A 15,860-nucleotide genomic window follows, 5' to 3' on the forward strand; every position below is an offset into this window, starting at 1 on the left:
GCATGGAGCGCGACCGCAGACAGGCTCTCCGGCAATGATTGAACGAGCCCTGAAACTGTCCGTGGCCCGGCAGTGGCCGCGTTATCGCATCATCGCCTTCGGCTGCTGCGCGGCTCACCAGCCAGATTGCCAGAGTCAGCGGCGCCTGCCAGGAACGCTGATCTCGAAAAAACAAAAAATCCCGTCTCCTGCGGAATAAACCCGCCCCCTCGTGCGTCTACCAGGCATTGGTCCGCTTCCCCGGACCGCCTGAACGACGAGGAACCATGGCACTCCCGCCCCGCTTACCACGATCCCCCGCTCCTGCCTGGGCCATCCTAGCATTGACGGCAGCCTTCCTGCTCACTGCCGCCGCCAATGCCCAGTCCACCACCGACCAGCAGAAGTTCGCCGCCGAGAACGAGGCCGCCATGACGCGGATGATGGACGGCATGGCCGTGCCGCCCAGCGGCAATATCGACCAGGATTTTGCCGCCATGATGATCCCCCATCACCAGGGCGCCATCGACATGGCCATGGCCGAGCTGCGCTACGGGCGCAATGAACAGCTGCGCCGCATTGCACAGGAAATCGTCGTCGAGCAGTTGCAGGAGATCGCCGCGATGCGGCTCGCGCTCGGCCAGCCGCTGCCACCCTCCGCCCCCGCACCGACCCAGCCCGCCAGCACCGACGCGCCCAAGCCGCAAGCGGCCGGGCACAGCCACGCTACGCACGCCCACTGACAAGAAGACCAAGCCATGAAACGGAACCCCGCCAAGATCGCCAAGACCGCCAAAACCGCCCTGACCCTCACGCTGCTGCTCGGCCTGCCAGGCGTCACACTGGCCGGCCAGGCCCCCGGCCCGCTGAGCGCGCCCGATGTGCCCGTCAGCCATCGCGACCGCATCTACGCGGCGGAGCAGTTCTCCAACACGGTGTCGGTCACCGATCCGGCCGACAACAAGCTGCTGGGCGTGATTCGCCTGGGCGATCCGACGCCGGGCAACCTCAGCCCGCTCTACCGCGGTCAGTTGCTCGTCCATGGCCTGGGCTTCTCGCCCGACGGGCGCACGCTGGCGGTGGTGTCGATCGGCTCCAACTCGGTGTCCTTCATCGACACGGCCACCAACGCCGTCAAGCACGTGACCTACGTGGGACGTTCGCCGCATGAAGCCTTCTACACGCCCAATGGCAAGGAAGTGTGGGTGACGGTGCGCGGCGAGAACTACATCTCCGTCATCGACGCCAAAACGTTCGCGGAAAAGACCCGCATTACGCTCGCTGCAGGCCCCGGCATGCAGATTTTCTCGCCGGACGGCAAGTACGGCTATATCTGCTCGTCGTTCAACCCGGAAGTCGCGGTGGTCACCGTGGCCGATCACAAGGTCGTGGCGCGCGTGAAGCAGGACAGCCCGTTCTGCCCGAACATCGCCGCCACGCCGGATGGCAAGCAGGTCTGGTTCACGCTGAAGGATATCGGCAAGACCCAGGTGTTCGACGCCCGCCCGCCATTCAGCCTGCTCAAGACCCTCGAGACCGGCGCGATCACCAACCACGTGAACTTCGCGCACACCAAGGCAGGCACGCTTGCCTACGTCACCATCGGCGGGCTGAACCAGGTGAAGGTCTTCCGCACGGACGACTTCAGCCCGGTCGCGACGATTCCCGTGGGCGCCTTGCCGCATGGCCTGTGGCCGTCCGGCGACGGCACCCGCATCTACGTGGGCCTGGAGAACGCGGACAGCCTCGCGGCCATCGATACGGCCACCAATCAGGTCGTGGCCAACGTGCCCGTCGGCCAGGCCCCGCAAGCCATCGTCTACGTTCCCCATGCCGTGCCGGAGGGCGCAGGCACGCAAGGGCTGCAGCCGCTTGGCGCTGCGGGCCAGACCACGCAGCTGAAGATGGTCGCGCTGGCCAATGGCAAGCCGGTCGCCGGCGACAGCGCCCCCACCACCGTGACACTGTTCGACCAGGGCCTGCTGCAGGTGCTGCAAGCCTCCGCAACGGGGCTGCAACCGAAGCAGGCGTATGTGCTCGCACTGGCTGGCCAGGCCGATGGCAGCGGGCCGCTGGAACCGCTGGCAAACTTCACGGCGAATCCCGCCGGCGGGGCCATCGTCAACGCGATCGGACCGATCCGTCAGTTCGTACAGGGCATTGCCGGCACCGACGCGCGGCGCTATCTTGTGATCGCGCCGGCCGTCAATGGCAAGCCCGCGGCACCCGTGCAAGTGCAGGCGATGTAGGCGTGACCACGTTGTCCACGCTTACCGGAGAGGACTGGCTGTGAAAGACCTGCTGCAGCACGTCGAGCCGATGATTCCCGCGTTGCGGCGCTATGCGCGCGCGCTGCTGCGCGAACAGGCTGCCGCCGACGATCTCGTCCAGGACTGCCTGGAGAAGGCCATCACGTACTGGGACACCCGTCGCGGCCCGGGCGACACCCGCAGCTGGGTGTTCGCCATCCTGCATAACCTGGCGATGACGGCGCTGCGCCGCCAGTCAGGCTCGCGCAGCCTGCATATCGCCATCGAAGACGTGGCCGAGTCGCTGAGCGCGCGCGCCACGCAGGAAGACGGCCTGCACTACCGCGACCTGATGAGCGCGCTCGATACCTTGCCGGCGGACCAGCGCAGCGTGCTGCTGCTGGTGTCGGTCGAAGACATGTCGTACGCGGACGCCGCGCGCGTGCTCGACATCCCCATCGGCACCGTGATGTCGCGCCTGTCGCGCGCGCGGGAGCGGTTGCTGAAGATCATGGATGGCAGTGCTGCGGCAGCATCGGGATCGGCACAGAAGACGGCATTGCGGAGGGTCAAATGAACGAGAACCGGCCCGTGCAGGAAGAAGACCTGCTGGCCTACGTGGACAACGCGCTGGACGCTGCGCGCCGCAAGGAGATCGAAGCCTACCTGCGCGATCACCCGGAAGTCGCGCATCGCGTCGAGGGCTATGTCGCGCAGCGCCAGCAGTTGCGCGCTGCCTTCGCGCCCGTGGCCGGAGAGCCGATTCCGCCCGAGCTGAACCTACGCCACATGGTCGCCGCACGCCGCTCACGCAGCGCCGCGCCATGGCGCCTGGCCGCGTCGGTCTTTGTCGCGCTGTGCGTGGGCGGCATGGCCGGCTGGATGGGACGCGGCGCGACCGAGCCCGCGACGGGCGGCATTGCCGCGCTGGCGCGCGAGGCCACGGCGAGCTACCAGGTCTTTGCCTCCGACCCGAACCGGCCCGTGGAGATCAGCGCGCACGACAGCGCCGATCTCGTCAGGTGGGTGTCGGCACGGCTGCAGCGCCCCATCGCCGTGCCGGACCTTACACGCTCCGGCTACCGCTACATGGGCGGACGCCTGGTGGCGACCGAGCATGGCCCGGCCGGGCTCTTCATGTATGACGACGGACACGGCATGCGCGTGGCGATGCTGGTGCGGCCGATGAAAGTGGAACAGAACACGCCGATGAAAGCGCATCGCCAGGCCGGCGTGGCGGGATATTCCTGGGCGGACCAGGGACTCGGCTACAGCCTGGTTGCCGCGGATTCGACCGATGACCTGCATCCGCTTGCCGATGAAATGCGGCGGCAGATCGACCAGCGCGTACGCCGGCCTGCGCCGGCATAGCGCCGGGCAGGCTGGCGCGCTTAGCGCTCACGCTTGCCGATGAGTCCCTTCACGCGTTCCCAGAGCACGCTAAAGAACAGCGCCACCGGATTGAGCTGCACGGTCTTCATGCGCTCCGCCTCGCTCAGCGTCGGGTCCATCCTGCGCGCCACCGACTTGCCGAAGTCGGCGATCATGCGCCGCACGAAATCGCGAACCAGCCCCGAGCGCGAGAACTGGGCGAGCGGCCCTTGCAGCGAATACTGCAAGTCCACCGCGACTTCCGTCTCGCTGCCAGACCGCGCGGTGAGCTGGTAAGCGATATCGCCGGCGGCCTTGGAGTTGCTCAGCGAATCCTGCCCCGCGCCCTTGAGCACGCCGCGCTTCTGGCTGTCGTCGCGCTGCAGGCGTGCCGCGCCTTCGAAGCGTGCTGACATCGGGCCGAACTTGATGGCGATGTGTCCCTTGACCTTCTCGCCCTCCACTTCCGTCAGCACGGCACCCGGCAGGCAGCCTGCCACGGCGGGCAGGTCCGCCATAAACGCCCAGACCGCATCGAGTGCATAGGGCACAGTGAAGCCGCCTTCGATACGCGACCACCCCTTGCGATCGGCCGCGCGTCCCGCCTCATTTGCCGCGGGGCCAGCTTGCGTGGATTCCGCGCCAAGCGCCTCGTCCGAAACAGCAAAACCAGTGAACGTCTTGGCGATGGCCGGTGCCGGCGCGCATACCGCACTTCCGTTTGCCGACCGGCGCGCATCCAGCACCGAGCGGATGGCGGCAACGATGCCCATATAGCCGGTACAGCGGCACAGGTTGCCCGATAACTCATGGCGGATGGTCGCCTCATCGGCATCCGGCAGCCGCAGCACGATGTCGCGCGCCGTGGCCAGCATGCCCGGCGTGCAGAATCCGCACTGCAAGGCATGATGACGATTGAAGGCGAGACGCAGATCGGCCATCACGGCATCGTCCTCGTAGCCCTCGACCGTGACGATGTCCGCGCCCTGGCAACCGCCCGCGAAGGTGATGCACGAGCGCACAGGCTTGTCATCGACCAGCACCGTGCACGCGCCGCAGACGCCGTGCTCGCAGCCAAGGTGGGTGCCGGTGAGGCGATGGGTATCGCGCAGGAAGTCGCCCAGGTGGGTACGGTCCGTGCATGCGCCGGATACCTGCCGGCCATTGACGGTGAATGCGATGGTTTGCACGGGGCTCCTCAGTTCAGCATTTGCATGACGCAGCGCGTCACGACGGTACGGCACAGCTTGCGGTCGATCGCGTCCTTATCCGGAGCGGCGTGGGCAATGGCCGCATCCACGGCCTGCGCGGTCAGTGCCTCGGCACCCTGTGCCGCGACCGCCCGGGTCAGCTCGCGCAGCACCACCGGCGGCCCGTCGAGCGCGCCCAGCACGATGCGCCCGAAACGGCGGCTGGCGTCGAAGTAAGCCGCGCAGCTCGCCTCGGCGAACTCGCCGGTCTTGCGGCACAGCTTCTGGTAGCCCCAGCGCGTGTCGGCGGCGGCCGGCGGCACGCGTACGGCGGCGATCAGCTCACCTTCCTCCAGCACCGTCGTGTAAGCACCGATCATGAAGGCGTCCATCGGCACCACACGGTTCCCCGCGGCCGAAGCGATTTCGATCTGCGCCCCCAGCGCCGTCATGGTCACCACCCAGTCCGCCGCAGGGTCGGCATGGGCAAGGCTGCCGCCCACTGTGCCGCGGTTGCGGATCGCGCGATAGGCGATGCCGCCCGCCACGGCCTGAAGCATGGTGCCGCGCAGGGGTTCGAACACACCGTCTTCGATCTGCGCATGGGTCACGCACGCGCCAATGCGCACGTAGTCGGGCGTGGCAGTGACCTCGCGCAGTTCCGGCAGCCGTGAGACATCGACGACCGCATCCGGGCGCGTCAGTCGCAGGTTCAGCATCGGGCCGAGCGACTGGCCCCCGCCCATGGTCTTGGCCACATCGGTGCCCGCGCCGAGGCGGGCCAGCGCATCGGCCAGCGAGCCGGGCGCTTGATAGGTAAAGGCAACGGCTTTCATCGGTCAGGCAGCCTTCCTGCTTTCGGATTGGGTCGCGGCGGCGTCCAGCGCCTCCAGCACCTTTCTTGGGGTCAGCGGGGTTTCCTTGAGTTCGACCCCGAAGTCGCGCAGCGCATCGTTCACCGCGTTGAAGATCGCGGCCGGCGGGGCAATGGCCCCGCCCTCGCCCATGCCCTTCGCGCCGAATTCCGTGTGCGGCGACGGCGTCTCGAAATGATGGATGCGGATCGACGGGATTTCGGTCGGCCCCGGCAGCATGTAGTCTGCCAGCGTCGAAGCGAGCGGCTGGCCATTGCCGTCATAGCGCATCTCTTCGAACATGGCCGTGCCGATGCCCTGCGCCACGCCACCGTAGGTCTGCCCTTCCACCACCATCGGGTTGATCATGGTGCCGCAGTCCTCGACCACGACGTAGTCGAGGATCTCGACGTGACCGGAATCGATATCGACTTCGACCGCGACCGCATGCGTGGCATAGGTGAAGCTGCCCGTATCGACCGCCGGCTTGAAGCCCATGGTGGTTTCCAGGCCCTGTGCGTCGACATCGGCCGGCAACAGGTGCGGGTTGATGTACCAGGCATCGGCAATGCGGTCGACGGCGATACTGCCCTCGCCGGCGTGCACGAAGCCGGCCTCGAAGCGCGCGGACTCCGCCGGCTGGCCCAGCATGTGCGCGCCGATCCTCAGCAAGCGCGGCAGCAGCGCCTTGCAGGCGCGCGAGACCGCGCCGCCCGACATCACCAGCGAACGCGATGCATACGTGCCGGTCGAGAACGGCGTCAGGCCGGTATCGCCATGCACGACCTTGATTCGCGCGACGTCGATGCCAAGGATCTCGTTCGCGATCTGCGCGAACGTGGTTTCCATGCCCTGTCCGTGCGAATGCACGCCGACGCGCACCTCCAGCCCGCCGTCCGGGGTGATGCGCACGGTGGCGGAGTCGAAGCCGGGAATCACCGGCGTGCCCCAAGCCGCGAACACCGACGTGCCGTGCGCCGATTGCTCGGTGTAGGTGCCGAAGCCCACGCCCACATAGCGGCTGCCCTCGGGACCAGCCTTCTGGCGCGCGCGGATCGCCGGCACATTGATCATCTCCATCGCCTTGCGCACGCTGGCCGGATAGTCGCCGCCGTCGAAATGCTTGTTGGTCACGTTGACATAGGGCATGGCCTGCGGCGGCACCAGGTTCTCGCTGCGGACTTCCCATGGCTCGCGGCCGACTTCGCGCGCGATCGCATCCATGAGCAGTTCCATCGCGAAGCACACGCCCGTGCGGGCCACGCCGCGGTAGGGCACAAAGCCGGGCTTGTTGGTCGCAACGCAGAGAGTCTCGCAGCGATAGCCATCGAACGCGTACGGCCCCGGCAGGTTGCCTATTGCCTGCCCCGGTTCAAGGCCGATGGTGAACGGCCACACCGAATAAGCGCCGCCGTCGATGGCGATCTTGGCGTCCAGCGCCAGCAGCCGGCCACGCGCATCGGCATAAGCGGTCAGTTCGTAGTGGTGTTCGCGCGAATTGGCGCCTGCGGTCAGGTGCTCGCGCCGGTCCTCGATAAAGCGGAACGGCCGCTTGTACGTCATGGCCAGCCACGCGATGCACAACTCCTCCTGCTGCAGCACGCACTTGTAGCCGAACGCCCCGCCCACATCGGGCGAGATCACGCGCACGCGTTCCTGCTCAAGTCCAAGGCAGTGACTCAGGATGGTGCGGATCATGTGCGGCACCTGCGTGGCGCTGTACACGACCAGTTGGTCGAACTGGTGGTCCCAGTAGGCCAGCACGGCCTTGCCTTCCATCGGCACCATGCACTGGCGGGCCAGGTCGATCTTGCGGCTTACAACGACCGTCGCCTCGCGCTGCCGTGCTTCGAAGTTCTTGTCGGCGGTCAGCGTCAGGAAGGTGTTGTCCGCCCAGTGCTCATGCACGCGGACTTCTGCTGCCAGCTGGCGCGCCTGCGCGACTTCGGTCAGCGCCGTCAGCTCATCCAGTTCGAGCGCGACCTGTTCAGCGATGTCCTCCGCCTCCGCGCGGGTCGGCGCGAAGGCCATGGCTACCGGCTCGCCGACGAAGCGCACCTTGCCGCTGGCCAGCGGCGGCTGCGCGGAAGGCTTGTACGAGGGAAAGGCCGAGTCGGCGACGATGTCCTTCGCGCCCTCCATGTCCTCGCGCACGATCACGGAGGCGGCCAGCGCCTGCGGCTTGGTGACCGAGAGCAGCCGGGCGTGCGCAACGGGGCTGCGCAGGAATGCCACCTCTTGCAGGTCCGGCATGGCGATGTCCGCCACGAACCTGCCTTTGCCGTGCAAGTGCCGGGCATCTTCCTTGCGCGCCACGCGGGCGCCCACCCCCTGGCCCTGCCCTTCCAACGAATGATTCGGTTCCATCGATATCCTGTCTTCTGGCCGGCGGCCCGGCGGACGATGCGCCCGCCGCGGATCCTGAGTTGCTCAGCATGCTGAGCAAAAATGCTAAAGAACCCCGCCCCGGCCTGTCAATTGCGGCTTCACCGCATGGCAAGCGGCGCAAACGCCATGCCTGCGCTCATTGCTGCACACCGATCGCGGCCAGTGCGGCCGCCCGGGGCAGGACGGTGGCGTACTTCTGCTCCATGTCGAACAGGTTGGCCTCGTGCGGACCGAGTGCGCGATCGCCTACGCAATCGGACAGCACCAGCGGGCGGAAACCGTACTGCATGGCATCGACGACGCTGGCGCGCACGCAACCGCTGGTCACGGCACCTGCCACCAGCAGCGTCTTCACCGCGCGCTGGGTCAGCCACGCCGCCAGCGAGGTGCCGAAGAACGCCGATGGCACGGTTTTGCGCACCACCAGTTCCCCCGGCGCTGGCGCCAGTTCCTCAACGATGGCGCTGTTCCGCTCATGCTCCTTCAGCGTCAGCATGTTCGGCACCTTCATAGAGAAGATGTTGTGGTCCGCGCCATCGTCGGCATAGACAATGCGGCTGTGCGCAATGGCCCAGCCTTCGCGCCGCGCCACGGCGAGCAGCGGCACCGTGGCGCCGATCGCCTCTCGGATATTGCCGCCGCCGAACACCGCCGGATCGGCAAAGCCGTTGACGAAGTCGACGATCAGCAGGCCGAACGGCGGCGCCAGTTCAAGCTGGTTGCCGAAGCCCTGGCGCTGGTAGGCGCCGATTTCCTTGTGCATGGGCTGCTACTCCTTTGGATACTGGAATCCATCCATGACCTTGCCCTCGGTCACCACGTCCACGCCGTCGAGGCGCACGGTGCAGCGGCGCAGCGGGATGTCGATATGGCAGGTGGTGGTGCGCTGCCCGCCGGCCTCGTTGTTCGGGCCGAGCGAGAACAGGAAGTTGCCCTCGAAAGCGCGCGCATCCATACCGATGGTTGCTTCGCGGTCGTACAGGCCCAGCGTCGCCCAGTGCGCGCGCGGCTGCAGGCCCCAGCCGATGTGCGAGATTGCGTAGGCCTCCGGGTCCCGGAACGACGCCATGTATTCGCTCAGCAGCTCCGCATGCAGGCCGCCTTCGATGCGCGTGGCAAAGCCGTTCTCCACTGTCAGGGTGACCGGCTCGGTGACGTAGGTCTTCTGTGGCAACAGGATATCGCCGCGATCGAGCACGATGGTGCCGCTCGCCCCGCCCTCGTTCGGCCACGTCAACACGAAGCCGCTGGGCCAGTGGTCCCAGCGCCCCGGCTCGTCGACAAAGCCATATTCGCTGATGGCCGGGAACTCGCCCAGCGGGCAGCGCAGGTTGGTGCCGGCGGCTGAAACCACGTGCATTTCCTTCGCACGTCCAAGTCGCTCGGTAGCCGCCTTGACGCGTTCACGGTCCGCTTCAGTTGGGACCATGCGCGCCAGCACTTCGGGCGGCTCGACGGCCAAGAGGATCTTCGTGCCACCGCTCAGGATGTCATGCTGCTCGGGCGAGAACAGCAGCGTCATCAGGTCGAGCACAAGATCGCTCGCTTTCAGCGCGGCGATGGCGGCGCGGTTGCCGGTCAGCGGTGTAGTGCCGAGATAGGCCAGCGCGTCGCGGCTCAGCGCTTTTTCGCCGTTGACCGGCGGCAGGTCGAGCCGGTTGACGATGGCGCCCATCGCCTGCGTGGCGATCAGCGCGGTCAAGAGGGTCTGCGGATGCGTGGCGGCACTGGTGAGGATGGTCACCGTCTGCCCTCGTTCGAGCTTGGACAGCTTGAGCACCTGGGTCCAGGCTTCAATCATCTGGTGGTCACTGACGGGCATGTCGGCTCCTTGCGTGACGGGGTGGGTGACGGGCGTTCATAGCGGCAGCGGCGCACCGAGGAAATCGCCGAAGGCACGATAGAAGCCGGTCTCGTTGTCCCACGGGATCATGTGGCCGGCGTCGGCCACGTGGCTGACCAGCAGGCCTGGCAGCAGCGTACGGATTTCCTGCTCGTCCTCATCGCGGACCACGTTGCCGCGGCCCGCGCGCATTAGCAGCGTCGGTACCGACACGTGCGGCAGGTCGGCGTGGATATCGTCTTCATGGAAGCCGTTGAAGCTTGCAAGAATCGCGCACTCGTCGCAGGTGTGCAGCCATTCGGCGCGCAGGCGCAGTTGCTCGTCGGTCCATGTCGGGCAGAAACGGCGCATGCCTTCCGCGTCGATGCCGGCGCGCGCGAGGCGAATGGAATCGATGTACCAGGGCAGCTGCGCCGGATATGCGCGGCGGCCCGGGCCGGAGACTGGCGGATCAATCATCACCAGTCGTGTCAGGCCTGCCGGGTGCTGTCGCGCGGCGCGAACGCCGATGCGTCCGCCCATCGAATGGCCAACGATGGCATAGCGCTGCAGACCCAGTGCCTGCGCAAACGCGATCACATCGGCAGCTTGCGCATCGAGGCTGTAGTCCAGCGTGTCGCTCGCTTCCGACAAGCCACGACCGCGCACGTCCAGCACATAGGTATCAAAGCACTGGCCGAACTGCTCGCCAACGAAGCCCCACGTGATGGCCGGGCTCGTGATGCCCGGCACGATGATGACGGTGTCGCGCGACGCGCGTTCGCCATCGTTGCCACCGTAGCGCAGGTAGTGCTGGCGAATGCCATTGGCCTGGACATTGCCGCCGTAGAGGAAGGTGCTCATGTCGCGGCCCTCAGTAGGCGCCGGACAGCAGCGCGCCCGCGCCCGGCACGACCGGCTCCAGGTCCAGCGCGCGCAGCATCGCGTAGGTGGTGGCGATGGCCGCCGTGATTACCGGCTTGCCGGTCATCGCCTCGACCTTCGCTACAGCGGGCAGCGACGGCATCTGCACGCAGGCCGACAGCACGATGGCATCGACGTCGGCAATGTTCATCTGCGCGACGATGGCCGGCAGCTTGGCCGGATCGTGGCGGCCGACTTCGAGGTTGTCGGGAATTTCCAGCGCGCGGTAGTCGACGACTTCGTAGCCTTCGTTGCGGATGTAATTCACCACCAGCTCGGTCAGCGGCTTCATATACGGGGCGACCACGGCAATGCGCTTGGCACCGATCACCTTGAGTGCATCGACCAGCGCGCCGGCACTCGTGATTACCGGCGCATCACCACCGTTCTCAACGGTGTGGGCTTTCAGGCGCTGTTCCGACTTGCGGTGGTAACCATGGCCCATCGCCATGATCGCGACCAGGCACGCATAGCCGAGCACATCCACGCGTGCATCGGATAGCTCCACGGCACAGCGATCGGATTCGGCGTCCATCGCCGCCAGTTCTTCCTTGACCACCTTCTTCATGCGCATGCGGCTCGAATGGAAGGTGAACCGTTCGGGGCGGATCTGTTGCCGTGCGTTCAGCATGGCCGGGATCTCGGTTTCCATCGTGGTGTTGGAGCTCGGCACGATCTGGCCGATGCGAAAGACTTTTTGCATGGGTGTCCTTGCGTAGTGCGGTGTCAGCGGTGACAGCGGTTACAGCTTGAGAAGGCGTTGGGCGTTGCCGTGGCAGACCAGCGCGAGCATTGCGTCGTCGAGCGGCGCTTCCTCGATAAACTTCGCGGCGACCTCGGTCGATTCGTATGGATAGTCGACGGAGAACATCACGGCTTCCGGCCCCATTTCGGCGATGGCACCGGACAGCGCGCCGTGCGAGCACACGCCGGACGTGGTGATCACGATATTGGTGCCGATGTACTCCGACGGTGCGCGCGCAAGACGTACCCCGTGCGAGTACACCGCGAAGCGGCTGTCGAAGCGCCAGCGCTGGAACGGCAGGCCTTCGCCCATATGGCCGAGGATGATCTTCAGCCGCGGGAAGCGGTCGAACACGCCGCCGAACAGCAGGCGCAGCGCATGCGAGGCCGTTTCCACGCCCCAGCCCCACGCCGCGCCATCGAGTTCCGGATGACCGGCCAGCACCTGTGGCTTCACATAGGCATCGGTCGGGTGCAGGTACAACGGCACGTCGAGCGCTTGCATCCGTTCCCAGAACGCGTCATACGCGGGATCGTCGTAATAGCGGCCGTGCGTGTGGCCATTGACGAGCGAGCCCTTGAAGCCCAGTTCGCGCACCGCACGCTCCAGTTCCCTGCCCGCCTGTTCGGGATCGTGCATGGGCAGCGCGGCAAAGCCGGCAAAGCGCGTCGGATGACGCGCGATCTGTTCGGCCAGGAAGTCATTGCTCTGCTGCGCGCGCGCCACGGCAAGTTCGGGATTGGCTTCGCCCTGCACACCAGGACCGGTCTGCGACAGCACCGTGATATCGATGCCCGCGCGGTCCATCTCCGCGAGACGGAGATCGTCGAAGTCGGCAAGCCGGCGGCCCAGGTCGGCGAATACCGCCGGGTCGATATATTGCGTAAATGCCTTGGAATAGGCCTGGAACCCTGGCGTCATGAAATGCTCTTCCAGGGCGATCTTCTTCACTCTTGTCATGCTGTGGGGGCTCCTGATGACGGGTTGCAGCGCACCATCAACGGCCCAAGCAGAGGTCTTCCGCCGATTGATCAGTACACTGACTAATTGCGGATTCTAGTCAGCGGAATGGCAAAAGTCCAGACAGCGATTCCGGAGGGTTAACACCTATAACGATGACCCAACACGCTCAGTACACTGCCCCACATGCTCAGTATGCTGACAATATTAACCAGCTTCTTAAAACAAGGCATTGCAGGCATTACGGCTTCTGTGGCCTGGCCCGCATTTTGCTCAGCACACTGCGCATCTCATCAGCATACTGACTGATGCACCGGAAGCAGGCATGCGCCTGCGACGACCGGGAAGAATAAAGACAAATGAGACAACTGGCTTCACCATAGGACCCCCGCCATGACTATGAGCCTGACCCGCGATGAAGCGCGCGCCTCCGCTTCCGGCATGACCAGGGAGGAGCGCAAGGTCATCCTTGCCTCCTCGTTCGGCGCGTTGATGGAGTGGTACGACTTTTATATCTACGCTGCGCTGGCCGTGTATTTCGGCGCGCTGTTCTTTCCCAAGGGCAATGAAACCGCCGCCTTCCTTGCGAGCCTGGCGACGTTCGGCGCGGGTTTCCTGATCCGTCCTGTCGGCGCGCTGCTGTTCGGGCGGCTCGGCGACATCATCGGCCGCAAGTACACCTTCCTGGTCACCATCCTGCTGATGGGCATCGCCACTGTCGGCGTCGGCGTGCTGCCCACGTACGAGCAGATCGGCATTGCCGCCACCGTGCTGCTGGTGCTTCTGCGCCTGCTGCAAGGGCTGGCGCTGGGCGGCGAAGTCGGCGGCGCGGTGACGTATGTGGCCGAGCATTCGCCGGTACACAAGCGCGGCCTGTACACCAGCTCGCTGCAGACCACGGCGACCCTGGGGCTGCTGTCGTCGCTGCTGGTCGTGTACCTGCTCAAGACCTTCCTGACGGAGGCTGAATTCCGCGCATGGGGCTGGCGCATTCCGTTCATCGTGTCGTTCGTGATGCTGGTGATCTCGGTGTACATCCGCGGCAAGCTGCATGAGTCGCCGGTGTTCGCGCGCATGAAGGCCAGCAACGCAACGTCGAAAGCGCCGATCCGCGAGAGCTTCACGCAATGGCATAACCTGAAGTCCGTGCTGCTGCTGTTCGCCGTGGCCGCGGGCCTCGGCGCGATCTTCGGCACGGGTCATTTCTACACGATGTTCTTCGTCAACAAGACGCTGCACGTGCCGATCGAAACCGTGCACATGCTGATTGCCATCGCGCTGGTGGTGGCCACGCCTTGCTACCTGTTCTTCGGCTGGCTGTCGGACCGCATCGGCCGCAAGTACATCATGATGGCGGCATGCCTGCTGGCCGCCGTCACGATCCAGCCCATCTTCAAGGGCCTGACCCACTATGCCAACCCGGCACTCGAGCATTTCCAGCAGCAAGGCACCATTCAGGTGACGGCGGGCAACTGCAAGGCCCGGCTGTTCGGCGACCCGGTGTCCGACTGCGACAAGATCCGCGGCTACCTGACCGACCTTGGCGTGGGCTACACCTTCGTGCCGGCCGCGGATTCGGCGCAGGCCCAGGTCCACATCGGCACACAGACGCTGCAGGGCTTCGATCGCAACGCCATCAAGCGCGCGCTGGTCACGGCGGGCTGGCCGGAGCGCGCCGATCCAGCGCGCATCAACATGCCGATGCTTTTCCTGCTGCTGCTCGTTCCGATCCTGTTCCTGGCCATGGTGTACGGGCCAATGGCGGCGTTCATGGTGGAACTGTTCCCGGCACGCGTGCGCTACACCTCGCTGTCGTTGCCCTTCCACCTGGGCGCCGGCTGGGTCGGCGGCATGCTGTCCTTCGTCGTCACCGCGATGAACGTGTCGAGCGGCGACATCTACTACGGGCTCTGGTACCCGGTGATCATTGCCGGCGCCGCCTTCGTGATCGGCATGCTGTTCGTGCCCGAGACGCGCGGACGCGACCTGTCGGTCTGAGCCGCACAAACATGGCAATGGGCGGACGATCCGCCCTCTTTCTCACCCCATCCTCAGCATACTGAGTTCACGAGTGCCCCGGCACGGCGATGACGCCGGTGCACCGCAAGCCACAACCATCGCAACCCTGTTCACTATCCACGAAGACAACCGGGAGCCCCCATGTCCAAACCTCGCACTCTCCGCACGCTTGCCCTGTCGTCGGCCCTGCTGGGCCTTGCTGCTGCCGCCCCCGCCTGGGCGGACGCCAATGGCGTGAAGATCGGTGTCATCACCGATATGTCCGGCTCGTATGCCGATCTTTCCGGCAAGGGCTCGGTGCTTGCCGCGCAGATGGCCGTGGAAGAGTTCGGCGGCAAGGCGCTCGGCAAGCCCGTCACGGTGCTGTCGGCGGACCACCAGAACAAGGCGGATATCGCATCCTCGCTGGCGCGCCGCTGGTTCGACACGGACGGCGTCGACATGGTGATCGACTTCCCCAACTCGTCGACGGCGCTGGCCGTGCAGGAAGTCGCCCGGCAGAAGCAGAAGATCGACATCGTCTCGACCGGCGGCGCGATGGCGCTGACCAACCAGAACTGCTCGCCCACGGGCTTCCACTGGGCATGGGATACGTACTCGGTGTCGTATCCGCTGGTCAAGCGCATGATCGACCAGGGCCGCAACAGCTGGTACTACATCACCGTCGACTATGCCTTCGGCCAGTCGCTGGAAGCGGACTTCCGCAAGGCCGTTGACGTCAGCGGCGGCAAGAACGTGGGCAGCACCAAGCATCCGCTCAACGCCAGCGACTTCAGCAGCCCGGTGGTTGCCGCGTCGGCGTCGAAGGCCAAGGTCGTAGTGCTGGCCAATGCGGGCAACGACATGATCAACGGCGTGAAAGCCGCCGGCGAGTTCGGCCTGGTCAAGGCCGGGCAGACCGTGATCACGCCGTCCACCTTCATCACCGACATCAAGAGCCTGGGCCTGAACACCGCGCAGGGCCTGACCTACGTCGATCCGTTCCGACTGGACCTGGACGACAAGTCGAAGGACTTCGTCGCGCGCTACTACAAGCGCCACAAGGCCTACCCGACGCACGGCCAGATCGGCGTCTACTCCGGCGTGCTGCACTACCTGAAGGCGGTCGAAGCGGCCAAGACCGTCGATGGCCCCGCCGTGGCCGACAAGATGCGCACCCTGCCCGTCAATGACGCCTTCGTGCACAACGGCAAGGTGCGTGCCGACGGCCGGATGGTGCATGACATGTACCTGGCCCAGGCCAAGACGCCGGCCGAATCGAAAGGCCCGTGGGACCTGGTGAAGTACCTCGGCACGATCCCCGGCGACGAGGCGTTCCGTCCGCTGTCGGCCAGCGAATGCCCGCTGGTGAAGAAGTGA

Annotated in this window: 14 protein-coding genes; 6 read left to right on the forward strand and 8 right to left on the reverse strand. The window is 65.9% G+C overall.

Translation table 11 applies throughout. The features are described 5' to 3' along the window. Window positions 1–266 precede the first annotated feature (266 nt). From ACIGJB_RS24330 to ACIGJB_RS24345, 4 genes are read left to right on the forward strand one after another with little or no spacing between them, the layout of a single operon-like run. Window positions 267–722, forward strand: coding sequence for a DUF305 domain-containing protein (locus tag ACIGJB_RS24330; protein WP_483732544.1), 456 nt, complete (start codon window positions 267–269; stop codon window positions 720–722). A 15-nt stretch (window positions 723–737) separates the two neighbouring features. Continuing rightward, window positions 738–2,228, forward strand: coding sequence for a YncE family protein (locus tag ACIGJB_RS24335; protein WP_483732545.1), 1,491 nt, complete (start codon window positions 738–740; stop codon window positions 2,226–2,228). A 40-nt stretch (window positions 2,229–2,268) separates the two neighbouring features. Continuing rightward, window positions 2,269–2,805, forward strand: a complete 537-nt coding sequence (locus ACIGJB_RS24340; RefSeq protein ID WP_483732546.1) for an RNA polymerase sigma factor — start codon at window positions 2,269–2,271, stop codon at window positions 2,803–2,805. Beyond that, window positions 2,802–3,599 carry an anti-sigma factor family protein gene (locus tag ACIGJB_RS24345; protein WP_483732547.1) on the forward strand — a complete coding sequence of 266 codons (798 nt, stop codon included), beginning with the start codon at window positions 2,802–2,804 and terminating at the stop codon, window positions 3,597–3,599. Before ACIGJB_RS24340 ends, ACIGJB_RS24345 begins: the two co-directional genes overlap by 4 nt. Window positions 3,600–3,619: 20 nt before the next feature. Here the strand turns inward: ACIGJB_RS24345 and ACIGJB_RS24350 are convergent, their stop codons facing one another. The 8 genes from ACIGJB_RS24350 to ACIGJB_RS24385 form a co-directional block, all read right to left on the reverse strand. Continuing rightward, window positions 3,620–4,789 (reverse strand): xanthine dehydrogenase family Fe-S subunit, encoded by a 1,170-nt coding sequence (locus ACIGJB_RS24350; RefSeq protein ID WP_483732548.1) that lies wholly within the window; start codon window positions 4,787–4,789, stop codon window positions 3,620–3,622. An 8-nt stretch (window positions 4,790–4,797) separates the two neighbouring features. Next, window positions 4,798–5,625 (reverse strand): FAD binding domain-containing protein, encoded by an 828-nt coding sequence (locus tag ACIGJB_RS24355; protein ID WP_483732549.1) that lies wholly within the window; start codon window positions 5,623–5,625, stop codon window positions 4,798–4,800. 3 nt (window positions 5,626–5,628) lie between these two features. Beyond that, entirely contained in the window at window positions 5,629–8,010 is a 2,382-nt protein-coding gene (locus ACIGJB_RS24360) for a xanthine dehydrogenase family protein molybdopterin-binding subunit (RefSeq protein ID WP_483732550.1), read from the reverse strand. 157 nt (window positions 8,011–8,167) lie between these two features. Further along, window positions 8,168–8,794 (reverse strand): N-carbamoylsarcosine amidohydrolase, encoded by a 627-nt coding sequence (locus ACIGJB_RS24365; RefSeq protein ID WP_483732551.1) that lies wholly within the window; start codon window positions 8,792–8,794, stop codon window positions 8,168–8,170. A 6-nt stretch (window positions 8,795–8,800) separates the two neighbouring features. After that, complete coding sequence (locus ACIGJB_RS24370) at window positions 8,801–9,853, reverse strand: 2,5-dihydroxypyridine 5,6-dioxygenase NicX family protein (protein WP_483732552.1); 1,053 nt, start codon at window positions 9,851–9,853, stop codon at window positions 8,801–8,803. A gap of 36 nt (window positions 9,854–9,889) precedes the next feature. Then, window positions 9,890–10,717 (reverse strand): alpha/beta fold hydrolase, encoded by an 828-nt coding sequence (locus ACIGJB_RS24375; protein ID WP_483732553.1) that lies wholly within the window; start codon window positions 10,715–10,717, stop codon window positions 9,890–9,892. A 10-nt stretch (window positions 10,718–10,727) separates the two neighbouring features. Further along, window positions 10,728–11,480, reverse strand: a complete 753-nt coding sequence (locus ACIGJB_RS24380; RefSeq protein WP_483732554.1) for a maleate cis-trans isomerase family protein — start codon at window positions 11,478–11,480, stop codon at window positions 10,728–10,730. A 39-nt stretch (window positions 11,481–11,519) separates the two neighbouring features. Next, window positions 11,520–12,482 carry an amidohydrolase family protein gene (locus ACIGJB_RS24385; RefSeq protein ID WP_483732555.1) on the reverse strand — a complete coding sequence of 321 codons (963 nt, stop codon included), beginning with the start codon at window positions 12,480–12,482 and terminating at the stop codon, window positions 11,520–11,522. A gap of 393 nt (window positions 12,483–12,875) precedes the next feature. Between ACIGJB_RS24385 and ACIGJB_RS24390 the strand changes: the two genes are divergently transcribed. Together ACIGJB_RS24390 and ACIGJB_RS24395 are read left to right on the forward strand one after the other, a co-directional pair. After that, entirely contained in the window at window positions 12,876–14,480 is a 1,605-nt protein-coding gene (locus tag ACIGJB_RS24390) for an MFS transporter (protein WP_483732556.1), read from the forward strand. A gap of 162 nt (window positions 14,481–14,642) precedes the next feature. Continuing rightward, on the forward strand, window positions 14,643–15,860 hold the full coding sequence (locus ACIGJB_RS24395; RefSeq protein ID WP_483732557.1) for an ABC transporter substrate-binding protein: 1,218 nt from the start codon (window positions 14,643–14,645) through the stop codon (window positions 15,858–15,860).

This window comes from Cupriavidus sp. C2SS-8b, from assembly GCF_057073745.1.

Excerpts from the sequence above, each read along its gene's own strand:
- ACIGJB_RS24385 (WP_483732555.1), bottom strand. The coding sequence starts at position 12,482 with ATGACAAGAGTGAAGAAGATCGCCCTGGAAGAGCATTTCATGACGCCA.
- ACIGJB_RS24330 (WP_483732544.1), top strand. The coding sequence starts at position 267 with ATGGCACTCCCGCCCCGCTTACCACGATCCCCCGCTCCTGCCTGGGCC.
- ACIGJB_RS24360 (WP_483732550.1), bottom strand. The coding sequence starts at position 8,010 with ATGGAACCGAATCATTCGTTGGAAGGGCAGGGCCAGGGGGTGGGCGCC.
- ACIGJB_RS24390 (WP_483732556.1), top strand. The coding sequence starts at position 12,876 with ATGACTATGAGCCTGACCCGCGATGAAGCGCGCGCCTCCGCTTCCGGC.
- ACIGJB_RS24380 (WP_483732554.1), bottom strand. The coding sequence starts at position 11,480 with ATGCAAAAAGTCTTTCGCATCGGCCAGATCGTGCCGAGCTCCAACACC.
- ACIGJB_RS24370 (WP_483732552.1), bottom strand. The coding sequence starts at position 9,853 with ATGCCCGTCAGTGACCACCAGATGATTGAAGCCTGGACCCAGGTGCTC.
- ACIGJB_RS24335 (WP_483732545.1), top strand. The coding sequence starts at position 738 with ATGAAACGGAACCCCGCCAAGATCGCCAAGACCGCCAAAACCGCCCTG.
- ACIGJB_RS24345 (WP_483732547.1), top strand. The coding sequence starts at position 2,802 with ATGAACGAGAACCGGCCCGTGCAGGAAGAAGACCTGCTGGCCTACGTG.
- ACIGJB_RS24395 (WP_483732557.1), top strand. The coding sequence starts at position 14,643 with ATGTCCAAACCTCGCACTCTCCGCACGCTTGCCCTGTCGTCGGCCCTG.
- ACIGJB_RS24365 (WP_483732551.1), bottom strand. The coding sequence starts at position 8,794 with ATGCACAAGGAAATCGGCGCCTACCAGCGCCAGGGCTTCGGCAACCAG.
- ACIGJB_RS24355 (WP_483732549.1), bottom strand. The coding sequence starts at position 5,625 with ATGAAAGCCGTTGCCTTTACCTATCAAGCGCCCGGCTCGCTGGCCGAT.
- ACIGJB_RS24375 (WP_483732553.1), bottom strand. The coding sequence starts at position 10,717 with ATGAGCACCTTCCTCTACGGCGGCAATGTCCAGGCCAATGGCATTCGC.